Source organism: Roseovarius sp. SCSIO 43702 (assembly GCF_019599045.1).
Classification (GTDB): Bacteria; Pseudomonadota; Alphaproteobacteria; order Rhodobacterales; family Rhodobacteraceae; genus Roseovarius.
The window spans coordinates 503,224-520,992 of the sequence record NZ_CP080623.1 but is presented as its reverse complement, the minus strand read 5'-3'; the positions used below and the strand labels follow the sequence as shown (position 1 = coordinate 520,992).

Genomic DNA, 17,769 nt, shown 5'->3' with positions numbered 1-17,769 from the left:
GGCATCCGGCGGGATGATCAGGCCCCGGCGTTCACTCGTCGGGCAGGACATGGCAGTGCTCGGGGCTCCAGCTCACGACCAGTTTCGATCCGGCCTTGTGGTTCAGGGCGCTCAGTTCCTCGTGGGATTTCTGCACCTTGATTTCCTTGCCCGTCGCCGTCTCGAGAAAGACCATGGCGGTGCCGCCGACGAATTCGTCACCCGCGACCGTCGCCTCGATTCCGTCGATATTGCCGTCCGGCGCACTCAACTGCATGTTCTCGGCGCTGACGATGAAGGTGATCTTGTCACCCGGTTTGGCGTCCTGCAACTCGCCTGCCGGGATGATCGCGCTGCCCTCGTCATGGGTGACTTTCCAGCCCTCCGCGACCTTCTCGTCGACGGTGGCCTCGAAAATGTTGGCCGAGCCGAGGAATTCTGCGACGAAGCGGTTGTTGGGTTCGCGGTAGATTTCCTCCGGGGTGCCGATCTGCTCGATCCGGCCGCGGCTCATGATGACCACGCGGTCGGCCATCGAGAACGCCTCGGACATGGAGTGGGTGACATAGACGAAGGTGATGCCCAGATCCTTTTGCAGGTTCGACAGGACGGCCTGCATCCGCACCTTGAGATGCGCGTCGAGCGCCGAGAGCGGCTCGTCCAGAAGCAGGATCTTGGGTTCGGTCACGAGGGCGCGGGCCAGTGCGACGCGCTGCCTCTGACCACCCGAAAGCTGGGCGATGTTGCGGTCCGCGAACTCGGTGATCTGCATCCGCTCGAGCCACTTGCGCGCGCGCTCGGCGCGCTCGGCCTTGCCGACGCCGCGCATCTTCAACGAGAACTCGACGTTTTCCTGAACGGTGAGGAAGGGGAAAAGCGCGAGGCTCTGCCAGACCATCGGTGTATCGCGATCCCAGGTGGCGCGCCCGTTCACGCGCTCCCCATCGAGATAGATGTCGCCGCTGGTGGGATCTTCGAGACCGGCCAGCATTCGCAATGTCGTCGTCTTGCCGCAGCCGGACGAGCCCATGATGGCCAGGAATTCGCCACGGGCGATCTCGAAATCCGCCCTCTCGACGGCGACGAAATCGCCGAATTTCTTGACCACGTTGTCGAACTTGACGATGGCGGGTGATGTCATTGGACCGTCCATTTCTATTTCTTTCCGGCGTCGGGGTTGCGCAGGAGAAGCTGTGCCAGAATGATCAGCGTCATCGAGCTGAGGAAGGCGAGCGAGCCGATGGCGTTGATGCGCGGGCTGACCTGACCTTGCAGGAAGCCGAGGATCTTGACCGGCAGCGTCTCGTTCAGGCCCGAGACGAACCATGCGACCGCGAACTCGTCGAACGAGACCGCCATGGTGATGAAGAGCGCGGCAAAGAGCGCGGGTTTGGTGAAGGGGATGATGACGTGGCGCAGCGTCGCCCATTCATTCCCGCCAAGGTTCCACGCCGCCGCCTCGAGGTCCGGGTCCATCTGCGACAGGCGCAGGCGGATGATGGCCATGGCAAAGGGGCTGCACATGACGCCGTGGGCAATGATGACCGAAATTGTGCTGCCCGACAGGTCGATGCGCGACAGGAACGCCAGCATCGCGAGGCCCATGATGACCACGGGGATCGTCGGCGGCAGCAGCGCCAGCGCGAGGTAGAAGGACTTGCCGAAGAAGTTGTAGCGATAGTCGGTATAGGCCCCGCCGAAGCCGAGCGTGGTGGCGATGACCGCGACCGTGAGCCCGACGAGCACGGTGTTGCCGAAACCGGCCCAGACCAGCGGATCCTCCCAGATCGCGCTATACCACTTGAGGGAAAATTCGCCCAAGGGAAGCGAGGGGAAGCGGTCGGAGTTCAGAGAGAAAACGAAGCTTCCGGCGATCGGCGCGAATATGAAGAGCAGGCACAGCGCGATGTAGAACACCAGCAGGCCGTTGATCAGTTTGTTCTCGTTTCCCATTACTTGCCACGCTCCTTGTAGGCGTAGGTGACGGCGGCGAGCGCGACGGTCATCAGCGTGACGATCATCGTCACCGCGACCACGGCGGCGCGCGGCCATTGCTGCCCGGACTTGGTGATGTCGGTGATCATGATAGACAGCGTCGGCGGGTTGCCGCCCCCGAGATAGAGCGGGCTGACGAAATCGCCGAACGACAGGATGAAGGCGAACAGCGCCGCGATGACGAGGCCCACCCTGGCCGAAGGCACGATGACCGCGAAAACCGTCCGCACCCGCCCGCAGCGCAGGTTGTGAGCCGCCTCGATCAGGTCGCGGTTCACGAAATTCAGGCTGAAGGTCTGCAACAGGATCACCAGCGGCAGGCAGAGCGTGACCATCCCCACGAGGGTGCCGAAATTGTTGTTCAGCATCGGGAAGGGACCGAGCCCGACATAGGCGAGCGCCGAGTTGATGATGCCCGCATCGGTGAGGAACACCTGCCACGAATAGACACGCACCAGGTAGCTGGTGAAGAAGGGAATGATCAGCACGAAGATCAGCCAGCGCTTCGCCGTCTCGCTCATCTTGAAGGAGATGGCGTAAGAGGCCGGGAAGGCGATCACGCTGGTCAGCACGGCGGCGGAGGTGGCCAGGATGGTGGTCTGGAGGTAGGCGTCCCAGAACACGCTTCGGGTCAGGATCCGGTGCCAGTTGTCAAAGCTGAGATCCGGCTGCATCTGGAACATCTTGACGGTCCAGAAGCTGATCGCGACCAGGAAGACCAGCGGGAACAGGAAAAACGCCAGCTGCCAGATCAGCAGCGGCAGTGCCAGGACAAGCGAGAATAGGCTCGGGCGTTTGCTCATGGATCTTCCGGGTGAGAGGACGGTGATGTGCCGGGGCCCATGTGCGGGCCCCGGCGGAATTCAGGCTCAGGACGCCTTGTAGTCGGACCAGAAATCGTTCCACTCGCCAAGATCCTGTTGCACCGGCAGTTGCCGGAACTGGATCTGGCCCTCGCGGATCATGTCCATCACGTTGCGCTCGTCCAGCACCATGTTCTGACGCTTGGCCTCTTCGGGGTTGGTCTCGTTCAGGACCTTCCAGCCGGCCTTGCTGGGGATGAGGGCGGGATAGGCGGCCATGTCGGCCGATTTGGCCTGACCCTCGGGCGAAGTGATGTACTGGATCCACTTCTTCGCCATCTCGTAGTTCTGCGTGCCCTTGCCGATCGAGAAGGACTCGGTCCATTGCAGGCCGCCTTCCTGCGGGATGACGCTGCGCACAGGGGCGCCGTTCTTCTCGAGAACACCGGTGATCCAGTCGCCGATACCGGCAAAGAGGGTCATCTGCCCGCTCTTGAGCGACGAGAACGTGCCGCCGTAGTCGAAGAAGCCGCCGACCTGCGGACGCAGACCCATCGTCTTGTCCTGCACCGCTTGCCACGCGGCCGAATCGATGTCGTAGGGCGACGGGTTGCCGTTCCAGAGGCTCATCTGGCCGAGGTTGGGCAGATGCCAGTCGAAATGGCCCAGCTTGCCGGTCGCGCGCTCGTCCGCGTAGATGCCGTAGGTCGACGCCTCTTCTTCGGTGAAGGCGTCGGTGTTGTAGGCGACACCGAGGAACCCGAAACGCGTGATGACCGAGTAGAGCTTGTCGTCGCTCCAGTGGCCGGGGAACTTCTGAAACTCGGGGAAGAAGTCGTCGAACGGGTAATCCGCCGGGTCCAGTTCCTGGATATAGCCCGCGGCGTTCAGCTGCTGGACATATTCGCCGTCCGACAGGATGACGTCGTAGGTGCCGGGAGGCGACTGCGCGATGAGGCCCAGCATGTTGTCTCCGCCGGTGTAGTATTTCGGCGTGAACTTGACGTTGTTGGCCTCTTCGAACTCGCCGACGATATCGGGTTCGGCGTGGCCGTACCACGCCAGCATCGACAGGTTCACGGTCTGCGCCGAGGCGCGGATCGACAGGAACGGTGTCGCCAGCGCGGCACCGGCCGTCATGGTCAGCAGCTTGCGCCGCGTGGGTCGGATCAATGTGTCAGCCATTTTTCTCTCCTTGTTGGAAGGCAGTCGTTTTTTTTGGTTCCCGGGCGCATCATTGCGCGGCCAGTGCCCCTCTGGGTGCGAATTCCGCGTTGATCGCGTCGACGATGCCCTTCGTGCAGACATCGAGCAAGATATCCCCCTTCTCGGCCGTGGCCTCCTTCGGTGAGGACAGCGTTCCGCTGGCGGGGGTCCAGTCGGGCTTGGCCGGATAGATGTCGTAGGGCGGGAAAGTCGCGGGCGCATGTTCGACCGCGTCCTTCAGCGAGACGAGATCGGGGTGCAGGCGCAGCATCAGCGACGTCTCCAGCACGCCGCCATGTTCGATGTCCCAGCCCAGGAAGCCGTTGGGATAAAGCTTCTCGATCGACGCCTGGTCGACGAAATCCCAGTAGGACAGAACCATGACCTTCACGTCGTCAATCCCGGCCCAGTTCAATTCGCGCAGCGCCAGGTCGATGCCCTCGGTGATGAACCACGAGTTCTCGAAATGGCCGTTGACGATGCAGATGTTGCGCACGCCATGGCGCACGAATTCCTTGACCACGTCCTTGAGCGCGTTGACGAGGCTCGCCCCGTCGAGGCTGGTCGTGCCGGGAAAGAAATTGCCGCCGCCGGATTTCTGGTGCGACTTGTAGCCATAGGTGAAGGGCGGCGCGACGAGGGCGCCCGTCCGCTCCGCTGCCCGCCGGGCGAATTCCGTCGGGAGCAGCACGTCGACATGCATCGGCATATGGTGGCCATGCTGCTCCATCGAGCCGAGCGGGATGAGAATCGGCACATCGCCGTCCTTCACCCGCCCCTGATAGTCAGGCCAAGCCATTTCCGCGGCAAAAACGGTGCTTCCAAGCATGAGATTCACTCCCCATCACGATTCCCGAAGCCTAGGGCGGCTTGTGCCATGCGTAAAATTCATAGTAGCAATGCTCCCATAAGGGATCTTAATGATGCGTCGTTTCACGAACCTCCAGACTGACCTTTTGCGGACCTTCGTAACCGTGGTCGACCTGCGGAATTTCACCGAGACGGGTGCGGCGCTCGGACGGACGCAGCCCGCCATATCGCTCCAGGTCAAACGCCTCGAGCAATTGACCGGCGTCCAGCTCCTGTCTCATCGCGGCAAGAAGATCGAACTGACGGCGGACGGGGAGATGCTGCTGGGATATGCCAGGGAGATCCTGCGGCTGAACGATCGCGCCATTGCCAACCTGCAGCGCGCGAAGCTGCTGGGTACCTTGCGGATCGGCCTGCCGATCGACTACTCGATCGAGTATTTCCAGAGCATCATCGCCGCCTTTGCGCAGGCCAATCCACAGGTTCTGCTGGATATCCGCTGCAACCGAAGCCTCGATCTGCTGAGTGCGCTGCATGTGGACGACCTCGACATGGTGATCGCCATCACCGACGTGATGCCCGCCCCGCATGTCGCGCTCTACTGGTCCGAGCATCCGGTCTGGGCCTGCGGACGCGATCACCGGATCGATCCCGATGGCCCGGTCAAGATCATCGCCCACCCCGACGGCTGCTTTTACCGCAAACGGATGATCGACGCGCTGAACGCCGAGGGCCGGGACTGGCACGTGTCCTTCGAAACGCCGGGGATCTCCGCCTTGCAGCACGCGGTCCTCGACGGGATGGGGGTGACGGCCCTCACCAAGAAAACCCTGTTGCCGGGAATGCGCGTGCTTACACCGAAGGACGGCTTTCCGAAGCTACCGCATGTCCATGTCGGGCTGTTCTACAAGCATATCAAGATGTCGGATGCGGCCCTCAAGCTGATCGAACAGATCACCCAGGGGGTGAGGGCCTTCCGCTCCCCCACGCTCACGCCGAGGGGGTAGCGGCCGGTCAGGATTTGTATCCCTTATCCATAAATCACTTCAATTAATTTCTCTTACGGACACCTCGCTGCTACCCCTGAACGATCAAGCACCGGCAGAGAGAAATTCCCATGTTGGACGACATGCTTCACGTTATGGAATGGCATAATGGTGAAAAGGAATACTCCCCGTTCTCCGAAACCGAAATGGCGCGTCGCCAGAACCAGCTGCGGAGCTGGATGGAAAAGAACGATGTCGATGCATCGCTCTTCACGTCCTGTCACTGCATCAATTACTACAGTGGCTGGCTCTACTGCCATTTCGGCCGGAAATATGGCATGGTCATCGACCGGGACAGCGCCACCACCATCTCTGCGGGCATCGATGGCGGTCAGCCCTGGCGCCGCTGCTTCGGCAACAACATCACCTATACCGACTGGCGCCGCGACAATTTCCATCGTGCCGTCCAACAGTTGACGGGCGGCGCCCGGCGTGTCGGAATCGAGTTCGACCATGTTTCGCTCGAGGACCGGCGGACGTTGCGCGATGCCCTGCCCGAGGTCGAATTCGTGGACGTGGGTCAGCCGTCAATGTGGATGCGCACGATCAAGTCCGACGAGGAAATCAAGCTGATCCGGGAAGGCGCGCGCATCGCCGACCTGGGCGGTGAGGCCGTCGTGAAGGCCGTCAAGGCCGGGGTGCCCGAGCACGAGGTCGCCATCGCAGGCACCAACGCGATGATCCGCGAGATCGCGAAATCCTTCCCCTTCGTCGAGCTGATGGACACCTGGACGTGGTTCCAGTCCGGCATCAACACGGACGGGGCGCATAACCCGGTGACGAACCGCGTCGTGCAACCGGGCGATATCCTGAGCCTCAACACCTTCCCGATGATCTTCGGCTATTACACCGCGCTCGAGAGGACGCTGTTCTGCGATCACGTGGATGATGCCAGCCTCGATATCTGGGAGAAGAACGTGAAGGTCCACGAACGCGGTCTCGAACTGCTCAGGCCGGGCGCCCGCTGCATGGATATCGCGATCGAGCTCAACGAGATGTATCGCGACTGGGACCTGCTGAAATATCGCTCGTTCGGCTACGGTCACAGTTTCGGTGTCCTGAGCCATTACTACGGCCGGGAAGCGGGTGTCGAACTGCGCGAGGACATCGAAACGGTGCTGGAGCCGGGCATGGTCGTTTCGATGGAGCCCATGCTCATGATACCCGAGGGCACCCCCGGTGCCGGCGGCTACCGGGAACATGACATTATGGTCATCGGCGAGGATGGCTCCGAGAACATCACGGGCTTCCCCTTCGGGCCGGAACACAACATCATCACGAACTGACGTGCGTTCCGCGCCGGTCCGGTCGTGGGAGGACGGGTCCGCGATGGCCCCGCGGCGGCCTCAGAAATCGAGATTGGCATAATGGGCAGGTGGCGGGAAACCGGGCACCTGGTCGGCGAGGATGCGGCGGAAGGCGGGGCGCGACTTGATCTTGGCATACCAGTCCTTGACCGTGTCGCTGCGGTTCCAGTCCACGTCGGATATGTAGTCGAGCGCGCTGAGATGCGCGGCGGCGGCGAAATCGGCGAGCGTCATCACGTCGCCGGCGAGCCAGCGGCGGTGATCGAGAAGCCATGCCATGTAATCGAGGTGGAACTTGATCGCCTTGGCGCCCGCCTTGACATTCGTGCTGTCGGGGAAGCCCAGGCCCATCACCTTTTTGTTCACCCGCTCGTAGAGCAGCTTGGACGTGACCTCGCGGTGGAACTTGTCGTCGAACCACGCGACGAGCCTACGGACCTCGTACCGCGCATCGGCGCTTTTCGGCAGGAGTGGCGGCTCGGGATACTTCTCCTCGAGATACTCGCAGATCGCCGCGCTTTCGGGCATGGAGCGTCCGTCGATGCGCAGCACGGGCACCTTGCCGGCCGGGTTGCGGCGCAGGAAATCGGGGCTCGGCTCCCAGTAGCGTTCCTCGATGAGTTCGCAGTCGATCTTCTTTTCGGCAAGGCTCAGACGGACCTTGCGGCAGAAGGGGGAAAGCGGGACGTGATAGAGCTTGGCCATGGTCGGGCGGATGTCCGATATTGCGTGTCGTTTCTCAATGCCCGGTTGGACGGACGTTTTCAATCCTCGAAACAGGCGGCGCGGCCGTCGCGGCGGATGGTGGCCGCCCCGTCCATGATGGCCGCCGCGCGCTTGCGCAGGCGCGGGCTGGGGTGGCTGGCCGAGCGGGTCTTGGGCGATGGCAGGAGCGCCGCGAGCCGGGCGGACTGAACCGCGCTCAGCTCGGCTGCGGAATGGCCGAAATAGTGCTGCGCGGCGGCCTCGATGCCGAAGACGCCCTCGTCGAACTCGACGAGGTTGAGATAGACCTCGAGGATGCGCCGCTTGGACCAGAGCGCCTCCATCAGCGGGGTCATGGCCGCCTCGAGCGCCTTGCGAAGCCATGAGCGGCCATGCCAGAGATAGACGTTCTTGACCGTCTGCTGGCTGAGGGTCGAGGCGCCGCGATCCTCGCCGCTTTCGATCACGTCGCGGATGGCGCCCATGTCAAAGCCCCAGTGGCGGCAGTAATTCGCATCCTCGGCCGCGACCACGGCGCGCAGCATGACGGGCGCGATCTGCTCGACCGGCACCCAGTCGTGACGAATGCTCCCGAGGCGGTGCCGCTCCTGCTTCATGAAAAGCGTCACGGGTGGCTGGACGAAGGCGTGGACCGCGAGCGTGCCGCAAGCCACGAGAAAGGCCACCGCGACGAGCCAGAGGCTCCAGCGGCGCAGCCACCGGAAGACCTGCCGCAGGGTGAAGCCTGGTTTGGAGGATGCGCTGGATCGGGTCGCCATCTTGCCTCGGGGTCGCGTGCCCTGTCTTTGCGGGCGCGGCATGACCCTAGACGCAAAGCGGGCGCGGGTCCATGACCGCGCGCCCGCCGGGAAGCCGTGACAGCCGCTATTCCGCCGCGACCTGGTCCTCTACCGCCTCGACCTTCACCGCCGAGAACTTGAACTCGGGGATCTTGCCGTAGGGGTCGATGGCGGGGTTGGTCAGGATGTTCGCCGCCGCCTCCACGTAGGCGAAGGGCACGAAGACCATGTCGGGCGCGACCGCGCGGTCGACGCGGGCCATGGTCACGATGCTGCCCCGCTTGGTGGTGAGGCGCACCATGCCGCCCGGCTCGACCCCGAGCTTGCGCAGGGTCGAGGGGTGCATCGAGCAGTTGGCCTCGGGCTCGACCGCATCGAGCACCTTCGACCGGCGTGTCATGGAGCCGGTGTGCCAATGTTCGAGCTGGCGCCCGGTGATGAGCACCATGGGATACTCGGCATCGGGCGTGTCGTCGGGCGCGATGATGCTCGCGGGCGTGAATTTCGCCCGGCCCTCGGGGCGCGGGAAGCCGTCGCCGAACACGACCGCCTGGCCCGGGTCGTCGGGGCTGAGGCTCGGGTAGGTGACGGCGGTCTTCTCGAGCCGCTCCCACGTGATGTTGTCGAGCGAGGGCATGTTGAGCGCCATCTCGGCGAACACCTCGGAGGGGTGCGTGTAGCTCCAGTCGAGGCCGCAGCGCTTGGCCAGCTCGGTCTCGATCCACCAATCCTCGCGCGCGTCTCCCGGAGGGGTGACGGCGGGGCGCACCATCTGCACCTGCCGGTTGGTGTTCGAGACGGTGCCCGATTTCTCGTATAGCGTCGAGGCCGGCAGGATCACGTCGGCATAGTTCGCGGTCTCGGTCAGGAAGATGTCCTGCACGACGAGGTGATCGAGCTTGGCGAGCGCGTCGCGGGCGTGCTCCACGTCCGGGTCGGACATGGCCGGGTTCTCGCCCAGGATATACATCGCCTTGATGTCGCCCTCGTGGATCGCGTCCACGATCTCGGTCACGGTCAGGCCCTTCTCGGCGCTGAAATCCTCGGAGCCCCAGACATCGGTGAACGCCTTGCGGATGCTGTCGTCGGTGACGCTCTGGTAGTCGGGCAGAAACATCGGGATGAGACCCGCGTCGGATGCCCCCTGCACGTTGTTCTGCCCCCGGAGCGGGTGCAGGCCGGTGCCGGGACGCCCCACATGCCCGCACATGAGCGCAAGGCTGATGAGGCAGCGCGAGTTGTCGGTGCCGTGGATATGCTGGCTCACCCCCATGCCCCAGAAGATGATGGCCGATTTCGCGGTGGCGAAGTCGCGGGCCACGGCGCGCAGCGTCTCGGCCGGGATGCCGCAGATGTCCTGCATCCTCTCGGGCGAGAAGTCCTTCAGGTGCTCCTTCTCGGCCTCCCAATTCTCGGTATAGGCCTCGATATACTGCTTGTCGTAGAGCTTCTCCTCGACGATCGTGTGCATGATCGCGTTGAGCATCGAGACATCCGCGCCGGGGCGGAATTGCAGCATGTGCGTCGCGAACCGGCGCAGGCCGACGCCGCGCGGATCCATCACGATGAGCTTGCCGCCGCGCTTGGTGAACTGCTTGAAATAGGTGGCGGCGACGGGGTGGTTCTCGACCGGGTTGGCGCCGATGACGATGGCCACGTCGGCATTCTCGATCTCGTTGAAGGTCGCCGTGACGGCACCGCTGCCGACGTTCTCGATGAGCGCGGCGACCGAGGAGGCATGGCAGAGCCGCGTGCAATGGTCGACGTTGTTGTGGCGGAAACCTTCTCGGATGAACCGCTGGAAGAGATAGGCTTCCTCGTTGGTGCACTTGGCCGAGCCGAAGCCCGCCACCTCGCGGCCGCGGCCCTTGAGGCCCTTGGCGGCGACGTCGAGCGCCTCGTCCCACTCGGCCTCGCGGAAATATTCCGTCCAGTTGTCGGGGTTGACGTTGAGGCCCTTCGCGGGCGCATCGTCGCGCCGGACGAGCGGCTTGGTCAGGCGGTGCTGGTGGTGGATGTAGTCGAAACCGAAGCGGCCCTTGACGCAGAGCCGCCCTTCGTTCGCGGGGCCGTTGATGCCCTCGACATACTTGATCTTGTTGTCCTTGACCTTGAGCGAGATCTGGCAACCGACGCCGCAGAAGGCACAGACGCTGTCGACCTCGTGGTCGTAATCGGCCCGGTCGCCCACCTGGTTCTCGTCCACCACCGTCGAGGGCATGAGCGCGCCGGTGGGGCATGCCTGCACGCATTCGCCGCAGGCGACGCAGGTGGAGGCTCCCATCGGGTCGGCGAAGTCGAACACCGGATAGGCATCATGCCCCCGTCCCGCCATGCCGATCACGTCGTTGACCTGCACCTCGCGGCAGGCGCGCACGCACAGGCCGCACTGGATGCAGGCGTCGAGGTTGACGCTCATCGCGACATGGCTGTCGTCGAGAAGCGGAATCCGCCCCTCCTCGAGCTTCGGAAAGCGGCTTTCGGTGACGCCCGCGGCCTCGGCCATGTCCCAGAAATGCGCGGACTTGTCGTGCGCGACGTCGCGCGGGGGCTGATCGGCGGCCAGCATCTCGATCACCATCTTGCGCGCCGAGCTGGCGCGGGCGGTGTCGGTCCTCACCACCATGCCCTCCTGCGGTTCGCGGATGCAGGACGCCACGAGATTGCGCTCGCCCTCGACCTCGACCATGCAGGCGCGGCAGTTGCCATCGGGACGATAGCCCGGCGCGGGCTTGTGACACAGGTGCGGGATGACCAGACCGCGGCCATTGGCCACTTCCCAGATGGTCTGTCCCGCCGCGGCCTCGACGTTCTTGCCATCGAGCGTGAAGGTGATCGTGTCGGACATGGCTGCGCTCCTTCGGTTCGGGACATTCTAGACCACGAGGCGGAAAAGGCGAGTCCGCCAATCGCGACATTCCCATCGGAATTTGCGCCAATCCGGGCGGGCATGTTTCCGATACCGAACGATTTTTCCCCGCCCCGCCGCGTTGCATTCCTCCGCCCGCGACCCTACCGTCGCCGCAAACGGAGGACGCGGTCATGGCAGACATCATTCTGGTCAGGCACGGACAGGCCAACAGCCATGCGGCGGACGAGGAAAGCTATGACCGGCTGTCCGACCTGGGCCATGACCAGGCGCGCTGGCTGGGGGCGCATTTCAAGGACACCAACCCGCATTTCGACCGCGTGATCACCGGCACGCTCTCGCGGCAGATCGACACCGCGAGGAGCGCCGGGTTCACCCCCGACGCGACCGACCCGCGCCTCAACGAGCTGAGCTATTTCGCGCTCGCCCAGGCCGTCGAGGCGCAGTTCGGACTGCCCGCCCCCGCCGACGCGCGCGAGTTCGCGCGCTACCTGCCGCAGGTCGTCTCGCACTGGGCCGAGGACCGGCTGAACGAGGTGCCCGAGACGTTCCAGAGCTTCCACACACGGGTCGAGACACTGACGCGGGAACTTTGCGAGGAGGGCGGCCGATCGCTCATCGTCACATCGGGCGGCGTGATCGGGATGATCCTGCGGCAGGTCCTGCGCCTCGAGACCGAGGCGATGGCGGCGGTCATGCTGCAGGTGATGAATTCCTCGATCCACCGGCTGCATTTCGTGCATGGTCGGCTTATGCTGGCCACGTTCAACGCCACGCCGCATCTCGATCCGCCCGAGCGCGCCCATGCCCGCACCTTCATCTGAAAGGCCCGACCCATGATGAAACTCTACTACGCACCGCGCACGATCTCGGTCGCCGCGGTCATGATGCTCGACGAGACAGGGATCGAGCACGAGCTCGTCGCGCTCGATTTCGGGGCGGGCGAGCAGACCGGCGCGGCCTATCACGCGATCAATCCGAAGGGGCGCGTACCGGCGCTCGACACCGGCGACGGCGTGCTGACCGAAACCGGCGCGATCCTCGAGTTCGTCGCGGCGCAGGTACCCGAGCGGAGCCTCGTGCCCGGAGATCCGATGCAGGCCGCGCGGATGCGCGAGGCGATGTATTACCTCGCCTCGACGATGCATGTGAACCACGCCCACAAGATGCGCGGCCACCGCTGGGCCGACCGGGAAGAGAGCCGCCGGGACATGACGAACAAGGTCGTGCAGACCATGACCGACAGTGCGCGCTACGTGGAGGAGCGGATGCTGCGCGGACCGCTGATCCTGGGCGAGGCGCTTTCGGTGGCGGATTTCTATCTCTACACGGTCTGTTCGTGGCTCGAGGGCGACGGGGTGGACGTGGAGGCGCTGCCGCGCATCCGCGCCTTCCGCACCGAGATGGAAGGCCGCGCGTCGGTGCGCCACGCACATGAGAACGGGCTTTTCGGATAGGGGCGAAGCATGACACATCTCTGGGTCCGGGCCGAACAGCGGCCCAACGAGGAGCGCGTGGGCCTCATGCCCGGGGGCGCGCGGGCGCTGATCGCGCAAGGCTTCGACGTGACGGTCGAGGAAAGCCGCCAGCGCGCGGTCCCGATCGACGCCTACCGCGACGCGGGGTGCCGGATCGTGCCCGAGGCAAGCTGGCCCGACGCCCCCGATGACGCGGTGATCTTCGGCCTCAAGGAACTGCCCGAGGACGGCACGCCGCTCAGGCACCGGCACATCATGTTCGGCCATGCCTACAAGGGCCAGCACTCGGGCCGCGCGCTTCTCGAACGGTTCGCGGCGGGCGGCGGGACGCTTTACGACCTGGAATACCTGGTGGACGGGACCGGCCGGCGCGTCGCCGCCTTCGGCTACTGGGCGGGCTATGCGGGGGCGGGTGTCTCGGCGCTGGCCTGGGGGGCGCAACGGCGCGGCGAGGTCTGCCCGCCGGTCGACACATGGCCGGGCAAGGACGCCATGCTCGACGATCTGCGCACGGCGATGGGCGACGCGAGGCCCCGCGCGATCGTGATCGGAGCCAGGGGGCGCGTGGGCACGGGGGCGGCGGACCTCTGCGAGGCGCTGGGCATCTCGGTGACGCGCTGGGACATGGAGGAGACCGCCCGAGGCGGGCCATTTCCCGAGATCCTCGACCACGATCTTTTCCTCAACTGCATCCTCGCACGCCCCGGCACGCCCGTGTTCGTGCCGAAAGACGCGGTCGAGGGCCCGCGCAAGCTTTCGGTGATCGGGGACGTGGCCTGTGACCCCGACAGCGATTACAACCCCGTCCCCCTTTACGACACCGCGACCACCTGGACCGAGCCGGTGGTGCGGGTGGCGACGGAGCCCGCGCTCGACGTGATGGCAATCGACAACCTGCCCTCGCTCCTGCCGCGCGAAAGTTCGGAGGATTTCGCCGGCCAGCTTCTTTCGCATCTGAAGCAACTCGATGACATGGGCACGGGCGTCTGGGGCCGGGCCGAGGCGGAATTCCGGCGTCACGCGTCGAAACCTTGACGGCATCCGGTCGCGCCGCGCGAAAGGTCGGTATTGCATCCGCATCGGGCCGGTGCGCTTATGGCGCGGGGCCAATCGCGGAGTTCCTCACATGGCGCAGATGATCGGCTTCCTGGCCGCGATCCTCGGCACGATCTGCTGGGTGCCGCAGGCATGGAAGGCCTGGGCCACGCGCGACACCTCGGGGCTGTCGCTGGCATCGAACCTGATGTTCCTGAGCACGGTGGTGCTATGGCTCACCTACGGCCTGATGATCGGGGATGCGCCGCTCATTGCCGCGAATGTCTGTGCGACAACGGCGATGGTGATCATCGTAGCGGCCAAGCTGCGATTCGGGTGACGCGGCGCGCTCAGGCCTTCTTCAGCTCGCTTGCGGATTTCAGCACGCGGTCGCCATCCTCCTGCTCGATCAGGAAGGCGGGATCGTCGGGCGAGGCGTCGCGCGTGACCTCGTTGCCCTTGATCGTGCGCGTGACCTTCCGGGTGAAGCGCTCGATCACCTCGCCGGTGCCTTCGCCCTCGCCCCAGTTCCATTTCACCTTGTCGCCCGTCGCGATGCCCATGGCGGACCTCCGTTCCTTCTCCGCTTCGGAGGCGTAACCGCGACGACGCCGGCGCGGTTCCCGGGGCCCCGTGGGGCTTGCCCTTGGCCGCGCGCTTCGCCAACGTCGCGCAAGGGGGATCAGCGGAGGGCCAACGGACATGCAGAGCGCCACCGACCGCACCGGGCTCGCCATCGTGCTGAGCCTGCTGGCGCTGCTGCTATTCGACTGCATGGGCCTCATCATCAAGCATCTCTCGGACCGCTACACCGCCGCCGAGTTGAGTGCCTATCGCAATTTCGTGGGCCTCGTCCCGAGCGCCGTCGCGCTCTGGTCCTCGCGGGTGTGGCATGCCAACGGGCGCGTGCTGAGGATGCGGCAATGGAAGCTCGCCTGCCTGCGCGGGATCATCACGACGCTGGCACAGTTCTGCTTCTACCTGGCGCTGTCGCGCCTGCCCTTCGCCACCGCCGCGACGATCGGCTATGCCGACGCGCTGTTCATGACCGCGCTCGCCGTGCCGATCCTGGGCGAGCGGGTGGGGGCGGCGCGCTGGCTGGCGGTGGGCGTGGGCTTCGCGGGGGTGGTGATGGTGATGAAACCCGGCGGCGAAAGCTTCACCGCCGATGCGTTCCTGCCGCTGGCAGCCGCGTTCTGCTATGCGCTGTCGGGCGTGCTGGCGCGGAAGATGGATGGCGACGTGCCGAGTCCGCTCATCAACCTCTACAGTTCGGGCACGTCCGTCATTGGAGCCACGGTTCTCGCACTGTCGCTCGGTGGGTTCTCGGATCTGCAGGGCGCGGGCGACGTGGGGTGGATCCTGGCGATGGGGTGTTTCGGCGGATGCGCGGTGCTTCTGATCGTGATCTCGTTCCGCATGACCGAACAGGCCAACCTCGCGCCGTTCCACTATTTCGGCATCCTCATCGCCTTCGTGCTGGGCTGGATGTTCTTCGGCGAGGCGCCGGTCGATGACCTGATGCCCGGCGCGATCTTCATCGCGGCCGGGGGTCTCATGATCGTCTGGCGCGAGCGTCAGATGCGCCGCGCGCGGGTGACGGCACCGAGGGGGCCGCATACGCGGGTTTGAGGGGTGGACCGTGGTCGACTGCCGACTATACCAATATTTGGTATGGTCACGCGAAAGGAGTCACGCCATGCCCCGCAACACTTCGGTCGTGCTGAGCGACCATTTCGACGAGTTCATCTCCAGAGCCGTGCAATCGGGCAGATACAACTCGGCCAGCGATGTGGTTCGCGCCGGATTGCGGATGCTGGAGAATGAAGAAACGAAACTGCTTCGCCTGCAAGAATTGATCGAGGAAGGCGAGGCGAGCGGACCGGCCGAGCCTTGGGATCGCGACAAATTCCTGGCGGAGATGCGTCGGAAGGTTTCGTGAAAGTTGTCTCCTTATCGCCGCAGGCAAATGCCGAGTTGACCGATATCTGGACTTACTCCGCGAGGAAGTGGGGAACCGAGAGTGCAGATCGCTACATCGACGAGTTCGGAGATGAGTCTCTCGCCAGACAGGCGGCTAAACTTCGATCTGCGGCATAGACGCGGCGGATGCAGTTGGCTGGCGGAGGGGCCGAAAAAGGGGGACGACCGCATGTCGTATGAAACTCTAACCACATTTGCAGAAGCAGCGTGGTTTACAGCCTTCATCGCCTTCCTGGTCTTCACCTTCTACATGCATTTTTTGGTCCGGCCGTTTCGCCATGACACCTTGTTTGATCGACACGATGACCACCGCGCGTTCAACCTCGGCGTCTTGGGCTTCTTCGTTCTGTTGCTGGTCAGCGGTTTCGCGTTGTTCGAGTGAGCCGATACCGGCCGAAGGCCGCGCCTAAACCACCACCTCCAACGCCTCCTGCTCTCCTACGCCGAACACCCGTTTATACCGCGCGATCTGGTCGTCGGGGCCCATGGCCTTGCGCGGGTTGTCGGAGAGCTTGACGGTGGGGCGGCCGTTGGCCGAGACGGCCTTGCAGACGAGCGAGAAGGGTGCCAGGGCGTCGTCGGGCGTGAGGCCGCGGAAATCGTTCGTAAGCAGCGTTCCCCAGCCGAAAGAGACCCGCACCCGGCCGTGGAACTGACGGTGCAGCTCCATGATCTTCTTTTCGCTCAGCCCGTCCGAGAAGATGATGAGCTTTCTGCGGGGATCCTCGCCGCGCTCCTTCCACCACGCGATGGCGATCTCGGCCCCCGTCGCCGGGTCGCCGCTGTCGATCCTGATCCCGGTCCAGCCGGCGAGCCAGTCGGGCGCGCGCTTCAGGAACCCCTCGGTGCCGTAGGTGTCGGGCAGGATGATCCGCAGGTTGCCGTCATGCTCCTCGTGCCAGTCGGAGAGCACGTCATAGGGCGCGCGGGCCAGTTCCTCGTCGCTGTCGGCGAGCGCGGCGTAGACCATGGGCAATTCATGCGCGTTGGTGCCGATCGCCTCGAGGTCGCGGTTCTTGGCGATGAGGCAGTTGGACGTGCCGACGAATTTCTCGCCCAGCCCTTCATGCATGGCGCGCACACACCAATCCTGCCAGAGAAAGGAGTGGCGCCGCCGCGTGCCGAAATCGGCGATGCGCAGGTCGGGCACGGTGCGCAGACGCTCGACCTTTTCCCAGAGCTTCGTCATCGCGCGGGCATAGAGCACCTGAAGCTCGAACTTGCCCATGTCGTGCAGCACCGCGCGCGAGCGGAGTTCCATGATGACGGCGAGCGCGGGGATCTCCCACAGCATGACCTCGGGCCATTTCCCCTCGAAGGTCAGCTCATACTGACCGTCGCGCTTCTCGAGATGATAGGGCGGCAGGCGCAGCGCCTCGAACCAGTCCATGAAATCGGGGCGGAACATCTGCCGCTTGCCGTAGAAGGTATTGCCGCGCATCCACGTCGACTCCCCGCGCTTGAGCGAGAGCGAGCGGATGTGGTCGAGCTGTTCGCGCAGCTCGCCCTCGTCCACCAGATCGGCCAGCCGGATGGATTTCGTCCGGTTGATGAGGCTGAAGGTGACATGGGTGTCGGGCTTGTTGCGAAAGACCGACTGGCACATCAGCAGCTTGTAGAAATCCGTGTCGATCAGGGACCGTACGATGGGGTCGATCTTCCAGCGGTGATTGTGGACGCGGGTGGCGATGTCGACCATGGCGCGGGCCTTTCGGAGAATGCTCGGACGGTTAAAGCAAAGGGGTGCGGGGGG

Annotated in this window: 19 protein-coding genes; 9 read left to right on the top strand and 10 right to left on the bottom strand. The window is 64.4% G+C overall.

Going from position 1 to position 17,769, the window contains the following annotated elements:
- Nucleotides 1-31: 31 nt before the first annotated feature.
- From K1T73_RS02365 to K1T73_RS02345, 5 genes are all read right to left on the bottom strand, one after another.
- Nucleotides 32-1,120 carry an ABC transporter ATP-binding protein gene (locus K1T73_RS02365; protein WP_220602402.1) on the bottom strand — a complete coding sequence of 363 codons (1,089 nt, stop codon included), beginning with the start codon at nucleotides 1,118-1,120 and terminating at the stop codon, nucleotides 32-34.
- Between the two features lie 14 nt (nucleotides 1,121-1,134).
- Nucleotides 1,135-1,932: an ABC transporter permease gene (locus K1T73_RS02360; protein ID WP_220602401.1), complete on the bottom strand. Its 798-nt coding sequence runs from the start codon at nucleotides 1,930-1,932 to the stop codon at nucleotides 1,135-1,137.
- A complete protein-coding gene (locus tag K1T73_RS02355) occupies nucleotides 1,932-2,777 on the bottom strand; it encodes an ABC transporter permease (protein ID WP_220602400.1) in 846 nt (281 codons plus the stop codon). Before K1T73_RS02355 ends, K1T73_RS02360 begins: the two co-directional genes overlap by 1 nt.
- Nucleotides 2,778-2,843: 66 nt before the next feature.
- Entirely contained in the window at nucleotides 2,844-3,962 is a 1,119-nt protein-coding gene (locus K1T73_RS02350; RefSeq protein WP_220602399.1) for a PotD/PotF family extracellular solute-binding protein, read from the bottom strand.
- 49 nt (nucleotides 3,963-4,011) lie between these two features.
- Nucleotides 4,012-4,812 (bottom strand): creatininase, encoded by an 801-nt coding sequence (locus tag K1T73_RS02345; RefSeq protein ID WP_220602398.1) that lies wholly within the window; start codon nucleotides 4,810-4,812, stop codon nucleotides 4,012-4,014.
- A 91-nt stretch (nucleotides 4,813-4,903) separates the two neighbouring features.
- Here K1T73_RS02345 and K1T73_RS02340 point away from each other — a divergent pair, with 91 nt between their 5' ends.
- Nucleotides 4,904-5,800 (top strand): LysR substrate-binding domain-containing protein, encoded by an 897-nt coding sequence (locus tag K1T73_RS02340; RefSeq protein WP_259400419.1) that lies wholly within the window; start codon nucleotides 4,904-4,906, stop codon nucleotides 5,798-5,800.
- A 110-nt stretch (nucleotides 5,801-5,910) separates the two neighbouring features.
- Nucleotides 5,911-7,125, top strand: a complete 1,215-nt coding sequence (locus K1T73_RS02335; RefSeq protein ID WP_220602397.1) for a M24 family metallopeptidase — start codon at nucleotides 5,911-5,913, stop codon at nucleotides 7,123-7,125.
- A 60-nt stretch (nucleotides 7,126-7,185) separates the two neighbouring features.
- Here K1T73_RS02335 and K1T73_RS02330 read toward each other — a convergent pair whose 3' ends face one another.
- The 3 genes from K1T73_RS02330 to fdhF form a co-directional block, all read right to left on the bottom strand.
- Nucleotides 7,186-7,851, bottom strand: a complete 666-nt coding sequence (locus K1T73_RS02330) for a glutathione S-transferase family protein (RefSeq protein WP_220602396.1) — start codon at nucleotides 7,849-7,851, stop codon at nucleotides 7,186-7,188.
- Nucleotides 7,852-7,910: 59 nt separating this feature from the next.
- Entirely contained in the window at nucleotides 7,911-8,630 is a 720-nt protein-coding gene (gene mtgA, locus K1T73_RS02325) for a monofunctional biosynthetic peptidoglycan transglycosylase (protein WP_220602395.1), read from the bottom strand.
- Nucleotides 8,631-8,736: 106 nt separating this feature from the next.
- Complete coding sequence (fdhF, locus tag K1T73_RS02320; protein WP_220602394.1) at nucleotides 8,737-11,499, bottom strand: formate dehydrogenase subunit alpha; 2,763 nt, start codon at nucleotides 11,497-11,499, stop codon at nucleotides 8,737-8,739.
- 194 nt (nucleotides 11,500-11,693) lie between these two features.
- Between fdhF and K1T73_RS02315 the strand changes: the two genes are divergently transcribed.
- From K1T73_RS02315 to K1T73_RS02300, 4 genes are all read left to right on the top strand, one after another.
- Nucleotides 11,694-12,344: a histidine phosphatase family protein gene (locus K1T73_RS02315; RefSeq protein ID WP_220602393.1), complete on the top strand. Its 651-nt coding sequence runs from the start codon at nucleotides 11,694-11,696 to the stop codon at nucleotides 12,342-12,344.
- Between the two features lie 15 nt (nucleotides 12,345-12,359).
- Nucleotides 12,360-12,977, top strand: coding sequence for a glutathione S-transferase family protein (locus K1T73_RS02310; protein WP_220603580.1), 618 nt, complete (start codon nucleotides 12,360-12,362; stop codon nucleotides 12,975-12,977).
- A gap of 9 nt (nucleotides 12,978-12,986) precedes the next feature.
- Nucleotides 12,987-14,033, top strand: coding sequence for a saccharopine dehydrogenase (locus tag K1T73_RS02305; RefSeq protein WP_220602392.1), 1,047 nt, complete (start codon nucleotides 12,987-12,989; stop codon nucleotides 14,031-14,033).
- 91 nt (nucleotides 14,034-14,124) lie between these two features.
- Nucleotides 14,125-14,373: a SemiSWEET family sugar transporter gene (locus tag K1T73_RS02300; protein ID WP_220602391.1), complete on the top strand. Its 249-nt coding sequence runs from the start codon at nucleotides 14,125-14,127 to the stop codon at nucleotides 14,371-14,373.
- A gap of 10 nt (nucleotides 14,374-14,383) precedes the next feature.
- On the opposite strand, the gene K1T73_RS02295 is transcribed toward K1T73_RS02300, so the two are convergent.
- The gene (locus K1T73_RS02295) at nucleotides 14,384-14,596 is read right to left on the bottom strand and encodes a DUF2945 domain-containing protein (protein ID WP_220602390.1); all 213 of its coding nucleotides are present in this window, start codon (nucleotides 14,594-14,596) and stop codon (nucleotides 14,384-14,386) included.
- Nucleotides 14,597-14,735: 139 nt separating this feature from the next.
- Between K1T73_RS02295 and K1T73_RS02290 the strand changes: the two genes are divergently transcribed.
- From K1T73_RS02290 to K1T73_RS02280, 3 genes are all read left to right on the top strand, one after another.
- A complete protein-coding gene (locus tag K1T73_RS02290; RefSeq protein ID WP_220602389.1) occupies nucleotides 14,736-15,665 on the top strand; it encodes a DMT family transporter in 930 nt (309 codons plus the stop codon).
- 67 nt (nucleotides 15,666-15,732) lie between these two features.
- Nucleotides 15,733-15,975 carry a type II toxin-antitoxin system ParD family antitoxin gene (locus K1T73_RS02285; RefSeq protein ID WP_220602388.1) on the top strand — a complete coding sequence of 81 codons (243 nt, stop codon included), beginning with the start codon at nucleotides 15,733-15,735 and terminating at the stop codon, nucleotides 15,973-15,975.
- Between the two features lie 81 nt (nucleotides 15,976-16,056).
- Nucleotides 16,057-16,398, top strand: coding sequence for a hypothetical protein (locus tag K1T73_RS02280; RefSeq protein WP_220602387.1), 342 nt, complete (start codon nucleotides 16,057-16,059; stop codon nucleotides 16,396-16,398).
- A 24-nt stretch (nucleotides 16,399-16,422) separates the two neighbouring features.
- On the opposite strand, the gene pncB is transcribed toward K1T73_RS02280, so the two are convergent.
- Complete coding sequence (pncB, locus tag K1T73_RS02275; protein WP_220602386.1) at nucleotides 16,423-17,715, bottom strand: nicotinate phosphoribosyltransferase; 1,293 nt, start codon at nucleotides 17,713-17,715, stop codon at nucleotides 16,423-16,425.
- Nucleotides 17,716-17,769: the final 54 nt, after the last annotated feature.

What these genes read in the sequence shown, in the direction of transcription:
- K1T73_RS02365 (WP_220602402.1), bottom strand. Translation starts at nt 1,120, where the DNA reads ATGACATCACCCGCCATCGTCAAGTTCGACAACGTGGTCAAGAAATTC.
- K1T73_RS02360 (WP_220602401.1), bottom strand. Translation starts at nt 1,932, where the DNA reads ATGGGAAACGAGAACAAACTGATCAACGGCCTGCTGGTGTTCTACATC.
- K1T73_RS02355 (WP_220602400.1), bottom strand. Translation starts at nt 2,777, where the DNA reads ATGAGCAAACGCCCGAGCCTATTCTCGCTTGTCCTGGCACTGCCGCTG.
- K1T73_RS02350 (WP_220602399.1), bottom strand. Translation starts at nt 3,962, where the DNA reads ATGGCTGACACATTGATCCGACCCACGCGGCGCAAGCTGCTGACCATG.
- K1T73_RS02345 (WP_220602398.1), bottom strand. Translation starts at nt 4,812, where the DNA reads ATGCTTGGAAGCACCGTTTTTGCCGCGGAAATGGCTTGGCCTGACTAT.
- K1T73_RS02340 (WP_259400419.1), top strand. Translation starts at nt 4,904, where the DNA reads ATGATGCGTCGTTTCACGAACCTCCAGACTGACCTTTTGCGGACCTTC.
- K1T73_RS02335 (WP_220602397.1), top strand. Translation starts at nt 5,911, where the DNA reads ATGTTGGACGACATGCTTCACGTTATGGAATGGCATAATGGTGAAAAG.
- K1T73_RS02330 (WP_220602396.1), bottom strand. Translation starts at nt 7,851, where the DNA reads ATGGCCAAGCTCTATCACGTCCCGCTTTCCCCCTTCTGCCGCAAGGTC.
- mtgA (WP_220602395.1), bottom strand. Translation starts at nt 8,630, where the DNA reads ATGGCGACCCGATCCAGCGCATCCTCCAAACCAGGCTTCACCCTGCGG.
- fdhF (WP_220602394.1), bottom strand. Translation starts at nt 11,499, where the DNA reads ATGTCCGACACGATCACCTTCACGCTCGATGGCAAGAACGTCGAGGCC.
- K1T73_RS02315 (WP_220602393.1), top strand. Translation starts at nt 11,694, where the DNA reads ATGGCAGACATCATTCTGGTCAGGCACGGACAGGCCAACAGCCATGCG.
- K1T73_RS02310 (WP_220603580.1), top strand. Translation starts at nt 12,360, where the DNA reads ATGAAACTCTACTACGCACCGCGCACGATCTCGGTCGCCGCGGTCATG.
- K1T73_RS02305 (WP_220602392.1), top strand. Translation starts at nt 12,987, where the DNA reads ATGACACATCTCTGGGTCCGGGCCGAACAGCGGCCCAACGAGGAGCGC.
- K1T73_RS02300 (WP_220602391.1), top strand. Translation starts at nt 14,125, where the DNA reads ATGGCGCAGATGATCGGCTTCCTGGCCGCGATCCTCGGCACGATCTGC.
- K1T73_RS02295 (WP_220602390.1), bottom strand. Translation starts at nt 14,596, where the DNA reads ATGGGCATCGCGACGGGCGACAAGGTGAAATGGAACTGGGGCGAGGGC.
- K1T73_RS02290 (WP_220602389.1), top strand. Translation starts at nt 14,736, where the DNA reads ATGCAGAGCGCCACCGACCGCACCGGGCTCGCCATCGTGCTGAGCCTG.
- K1T73_RS02285 (WP_220602388.1), top strand. Translation starts at nt 15,733, where the DNA reads ATGCCCCGCAACACTTCGGTCGTGCTGAGCGACCATTTCGACGAGTTC.
- pncB (WP_220602386.1), bottom strand. Translation starts at nt 17,715, where the DNA reads ATGGTCGACATCGCCACCCGCGTCCACAATCACCGCTGGAAGATCGAC.